The sequence below is a fragment of the Streptomyces sp. NH27 genome, from assembly GCF_056859195.1.
Genome location: NZ_JACEGK010000559.1, coordinates 1 through 5,002 on the forward strand (window position 1 = coordinate 1; position 5,002 = coordinate 5,002).

Annotated in this window: 5 protein-coding genes and 1 pseudogene; 4 read left to right on the forward strand and 2 right to left on the reverse strand. The window is 70.6% G+C overall.

Annotated features, from left to right (window positions below):
• Positions 1-42: 42 nt before the first annotated feature.
• The 4 genes and pseudogenes from AC13HU_RS31840 (at position 43) to AC13HU_RS31855 (ending at position 2,864) form a co-directional block, all read left to right on the forward strand.
• A complete protein-coding gene (locus AC13HU_RS31840; protein ID WP_483045452.1) occupies positions 43-201 on the forward strand; it encodes a hypothetical protein in 159 nt (52 codons plus the stop codon).
• A pseudogene (locus AC13HU_RS31845) lies at positions 182-706 on the forward strand (MvdC/MvdD family ATP grasp protein); the annotation flags it as partial. The gene AC13HU_RS31840 and the pseudogene AC13HU_RS31845, both read left to right, overlap by 20 nt.
• Positions 703-1,866: an ATP-grasp peptide maturase system methyltransferase gene (gene tgmC / locus AC13HU_RS31850; RefSeq protein ID WP_483045453.1), complete on the forward strand. Its 1,164-nt coding sequence runs from the start codon at positions 703-705 to the stop codon at positions 1,864-1,866. The pseudogene AC13HU_RS31845 and the gene tgmC, both read left to right, overlap by 4 nt.
• 272 nt (positions 1,867-2,138) lie before the next feature.
• Entirely contained in the window at positions 2,139-2,864 is a 726-nt protein-coding gene (locus AC13HU_RS31855; protein ID WP_483045454.1) for a dienelactone hydrolase family protein, read from the forward strand.
• 162 nt (positions 2,865-3,026) lie between these two features.
• Here the strand turns inward: AC13HU_RS31855 and AC13HU_RS31860 are convergent, their stop codons facing one another.
• Together AC13HU_RS31860 and AC13HU_RS31865 are read right to left on the reverse strand one after the other, a co-directional pair.
• Positions 3,027-3,548: a hypothetical protein gene (locus AC13HU_RS31860; RefSeq protein ID WP_483045455.1), complete on the reverse strand. Its 522-nt coding sequence runs from the start codon at positions 3,546-3,548 to the stop codon at positions 3,027-3,029.
• Positions 3,549-3,643: 95 nt separating this feature from the next.
• Positions 3,644-5,002: MFS transporter (locus tag AC13HU_RS31865; protein WP_483045456.1), on the reverse strand; the 1,359-nt coding region annotated here is incomplete at its 5' end.

The window sequence follows — 5,002 nt, forward strand, 5'->3', positions numbered from 1 at the left end:
CCTCCACACCCTCCGCACGGCCATGACCGAGGAGCCGACGCAATGAGCCCTTCCGCCCTGGCCGCGCTCAACTACCGCCCGGGCCCCGCCCCCTCAGCGAACGAGTGGACCATCACCACCACCGAGGGCGTCAAAGTCGCCGGCTACCTGCCCTGGTGGGACGAGGACGACCCCAGCCGGACCGACCTCCCCCACCAATGACCCTGACGAGGCACGTGAGTTCATTGCCGACCAGGGCGACGTAATCTCCAAGACGTTGCGCTGGACGCCGTACACGCGGGACGGCGTGCCGGTCACCGGCTGGGCCGATCCGGTGTCCGCCGACGAGATCGACGAGAGCGTTGGCGTCGCACCGCACCTGTTCCAGACCCGCGTGGACAAAGTTGCCGACCTCCGTGTGCTGGTCGTCGGCCGGCAGACGTTCGCCGTTCGTATCAACTCCGGCCTGCTGGACTGGCGCAGGGACTACGGCGCCCTCACGTACACCGCGGAACGCCTGCCCGACCGTATGAACACGGCGCTGCACTCCTACCTGCGACACCTCGGACTGGTATCAGGGAGTTTCGACCTCGCCGTGGACCGGGCGGGCGACTACTGGTGGCTGGAGCTGAACCCGAACGGCCAATGGGGATGGCTGGAGACGGAGACCGGTCTGCCGATGTCCGCCGCCTTCGCCGATCTGCTCACCCAAGGAGACACCTCATGAACGACTCCGCGCCCCAACGCCGCCGCCTCGCCGACCTGTTGGCGCACGAAGGCGTCCTCGTCTCTCCGTGGCTGCGTGCCGCTGTCGAGGCCGTACCGCGCGAGTTGTTCCTCCGCCCCGGAGTCTTCGTCAACGAAGGCGGCTCATGGCGCCCGATCACCGCGGCCGCTACCGACACCGCCGAATGGCTGGACATCGCGTACCGGTACGACACCCTGACCACCCAGCTCGACGGCCACCTGACCGCCGACCAGGCCCGGGGCACCGTCGGAGGTGTGCCCACCTCCTCCTCCACCACCCCGGCGACCGTGGTCGGCATGATCGAGAGCCTGGACCTGCAACCGGACCACCGGGTCATGGAGATCGGCACCGGCACCGGCTACTCCGCCGCCCTGATGTGCCACTACCTCGGCGAGGACAACGTCACCACGGTCGAGGTGGACCCCGAGGTGGCGGAACGCGCCGACACCGCACTGGAGACATTCGGCTTCTCCACGTGGACCGTCACAGGCGACGGACTCCTCGGCTACCCACGCAACGCGCCGTACGACCGCGTGATCGCCACCTGCTCCGTCCGCCGTATCCCGTACGCCTGGGTCCGCCAGACGAAGCCCGGCGGCACCATCCTCAGCACCGTCGGCTCCTGGCCGTACGGAACCGGCCTGGCCAGAGTCACCGTCGACGAGGACGGCAACGCGCAGGGCCGCATCATCGGCCGGTCCTCGTTCATGCAGGCGCGCGCCCAGGCCGTGGCGCCGGTGGCCGGCGACCTGTCCGCCCGGACGGCCTACGCCGACAGCGAGCGGAAGACGAAGGTGCCTCCCGCCCTGCTGGACGACTGGATGCCCGCCTTTCTGGCCCAACTCGCCGCGCCTGGGGCTCAGTTCGTCCGCGCCGCTCGGAGCGACGGGACCAAGTTGCTCTACCTCTTCGACCCGGAGCGCGAGTCCTTCGCCCAGTTCACCGCTGACGGTGACGACTGGACGGTCCGACAGGGCGGCCCCGTAGCGCTGTGGGACACCATCGAGATGGCCCTCATCGCGTGGCAGCACGCGGGCAGCCCTGACATCGACACCGTGCAACTGCGCGTCACCGCCGGCACCCACACCTACTGGATCAATGATCATCCGTTGCTGCGCTGGGAGCACCGCCTCGCCTGAGCGACGCGTAGCGACAGGACCCCGAGAATCCGCCCCCGCCGTCGCAGGGACTCATCGCGGGAATCTCGGCTCCGTGGCATCCGGCCACGGCGCCCGGGCAACCCGTCTGCTGGATCACGGCGACCACTGGTATGGTTCCGGAGGCCGTGCGAGAGAACGAGGAGGTGGTACCCGTGAACACAGTATCGACATGGGTGCTCTCCTCCGGGGTCACGGTCGGGCGATAGGTCGTCCGGGAGCGCCGATCACGCGCGCTCCCGAAAGGCACGACCATGCAGTTCACATCCGAGCAACGGCTCGATGACGGCGTCCTGGCACGCGAATTCACCCTCGGCGAGATCCCCGGCACCCTGTGGACGCCGGAATCCGCCGTACCGGTCCCGCTGATCCTGATGGCCCACAACAACGGCCTGCCCAAGCGGGAGCCCCGGCTGGTGGCCCGGGCCCGGCACTACGCGGCGTCCGGCTACGCGGTGGCCTCCATCGACGCCCCCGGGTGCGGTGACCGGCCCCGTTCCGCCGCCGACGACCAGGCCCGCGCCGACCTCCGCGTGGCGATGCAGGCCGGCGAGCCGGTCGACGAGATCTTCGAGTCCTTCGTCGGCCCGCTGGTCGAGAAGGCGGTCCCGGACTGGCGGACCACCCTGGACGCCCTCCTTTCGCTGCCCGAGATCGGCGACGGCCCGGTCGGGTACTCGGGGTGGACCGCCGTCGGCATCCGGCTGGCGGTGGCCGAGCCGCGCATCGCGGCCGCCGGGTTCTTCGCCGGGGGGTACGTGCCCCGCGCCCAGCGGGAGGAGGCCCGGCAGGTCTCCATTCCGCTGCTGTTCCTGCTCCAGTGGGACGACAAGGGCAACCCCCGGCAGCGGGCCCTGGATCTGTTCGACGCCTTCGGCAGCAAGGAGAAGACGCTGCACGCCAACGTGGGCGGGCACACCGGCACCCCGTGGTTCGAGCTGAAGGACGGGGGCCGGTTCTTCGACCGGCACCTGAAGTGAGGCCGGGCCGTCCGGCCGGCAACGGACGGTAGGCGCGATGCCGGCCGGGATGCCGCTCGACGAGGACGGATCCCGGTCCTCCTGAGCGCTCTGCACCGCGGGTCCCTGCCAACCCGGCAGGGGCCCGCGGTACCCGAAGCCGGCTTCCCGGAGCACGTGCGCTTACGGTGCTGCGGCTGCGGCTGCGGCTGCTTCGGGGTCGGAGCCGGCTGCGGGGTCGGAGGCGGGGTCGGGCCAGAGCTGGAGCAGGTGGGTCTCTCCCCGGTCCGCGATGCCGTATTCGCTGGAATCCGCCCGCCCGTACAGGCGTACCCGCAGTGCCCCGCCGGCAGCCCTGGGCGGGAGAGCGAGCGGTGGCTCGTCGTCGGGCCACCGCTCACCGAGGTCGCCCTGGCAGGGGACCGCGAGCGTGAGGAAGTCGTCCTCGGCGCACAGCACGACGTCTTCGGGTCCGTACTGCCAGGTGCGGCTGGTGTCGGTCCCCGGGGAGGCGTCGTGGAGTTCGATACGGAGGGCGAGGTCGCCGGTGTCGGTGACGCAGTTGACCTGGGCGGCGGATGTGCCGCTGGTCTGGATACCGCGGTCGTCCTCCCAGGGGCCGGGGTAGTCGTATTCCTCGGCGAGGGAGACGACGTAGCCTTCGCCGAGCGGCCGGAGGGTCATGTTGATGTGACGAAGCAACATGGTCCACAAGGTAGTTCAGGGTTCGGGCGGGCTGATTGGTGCCCCGGCTGATCGAACTCAGGAAGCCGGCACCGGGGCGCTCCGGCGGTCCGAGCTCAGCGAGAGACCTGGGCTTTCGTCGTCACCATCAGGCCGGCGATCAGGCTTGCGAGGAGCAGGCAGACGACGGCCCACCAGGGCGGGCCGTTGAGGCTGTCGTACACCGCCGTGCCGAGCCCTTGCCCCACGAACTGGGCAGCGATGAGGGCGCCCGCCGCCGCGCCGGAGTGCTGGGGGACGACGGCGGCGGTCGCGATGGCGAAGAGCGGCGTGAAGGCAAGGCCGATGCCCAGGCCCGCGAGGATGATGCCGGGCAGCACGACCCTGTACGAGCCGTCGGCCTCGATGGCGCTGATGCCCAGGGCCAGTCCGAGTGGCGTGATCAGCAAGCCCGCCACGATGAGACGGCGAGGCGGCACCGCGCGGTGCAACAGGCGTGGGGCGACCTGGGTGGAGCCGATGACGATCGCGACGACCATGGGCAGCATCGACAGGCCGGCCCCGTGCGTGGGGCGGGCCATGGGCGGTATCAGGCAGAGGATGCCCACGCCGGTGAGGCCCATGGTCAGGAAGCCGCCAAGGCGACTGCGGTCCCCGAGGACGTACGGCGCAAGGAGCGGGCTCGACGTTCTGCCCTGCCACCACAGGAAGGTCATGAGCAGGATGAGGCCCCCGGAGACCGAGGCGATCACCTGGGGAGTTCCCCCGCCGACGTACGGGGCCTGGATGAGACCGTAGATGAGAATGGCCGGCCCGAGGGAGCTGAGCAGCACGCCGGGCAGGTCGAAGCGGATGCCGGTGCGGTCCGGGGGGTCGTGCGGCAGGACGGGGACGCCGATCAGGGCGATCAGGGCGAGGACGATGCCGACGCCCAGGGTCGAGCCCCAGGTCAGGAATCCGGCGGTGAGCAGCCCGAGCACCGGGCCGCCGACGCCGGCCGCGGTGTAGATCCCGAAGGCCCTGATCCGTTCCCTCGGTTCGGTGAAGCCGGTGGCCACCATGGCCAGCGCCGCCGCCGTCACGAGGGCGGCGCCGCCGCCCTGTACGACGCGGGCCAGGATCAGCAGCGGCGAGGAGAAGGACGAGGGGAAGGCGCTGAACAGGCTGGCCGCCGCGAATCCCGCCAGGCCGATGATCAGAGTCCGTCTGCGCCCTACGAGGTCCGCGATATGACCGCCGGGCAACAGCAGCGCGCCGAAGGCGACCGCGAAGCCGTAGTACACCAGCGCGTTCGCGTCATACAGGCCGAACCGGCCCCCGGTCGCTTCATAGAAGTTGAACTGGCTCCCGTTCGTCGATCCGAACAGCACCGTCAACTGCGCCAGTGCAATCACGGCCAGGCCCCACTGGCGGCGGGACGACGGGGCGGGCGTGTGGGCAGGGGCCGTCGGGGTGTACGCGGGTGCCTTGGGGGG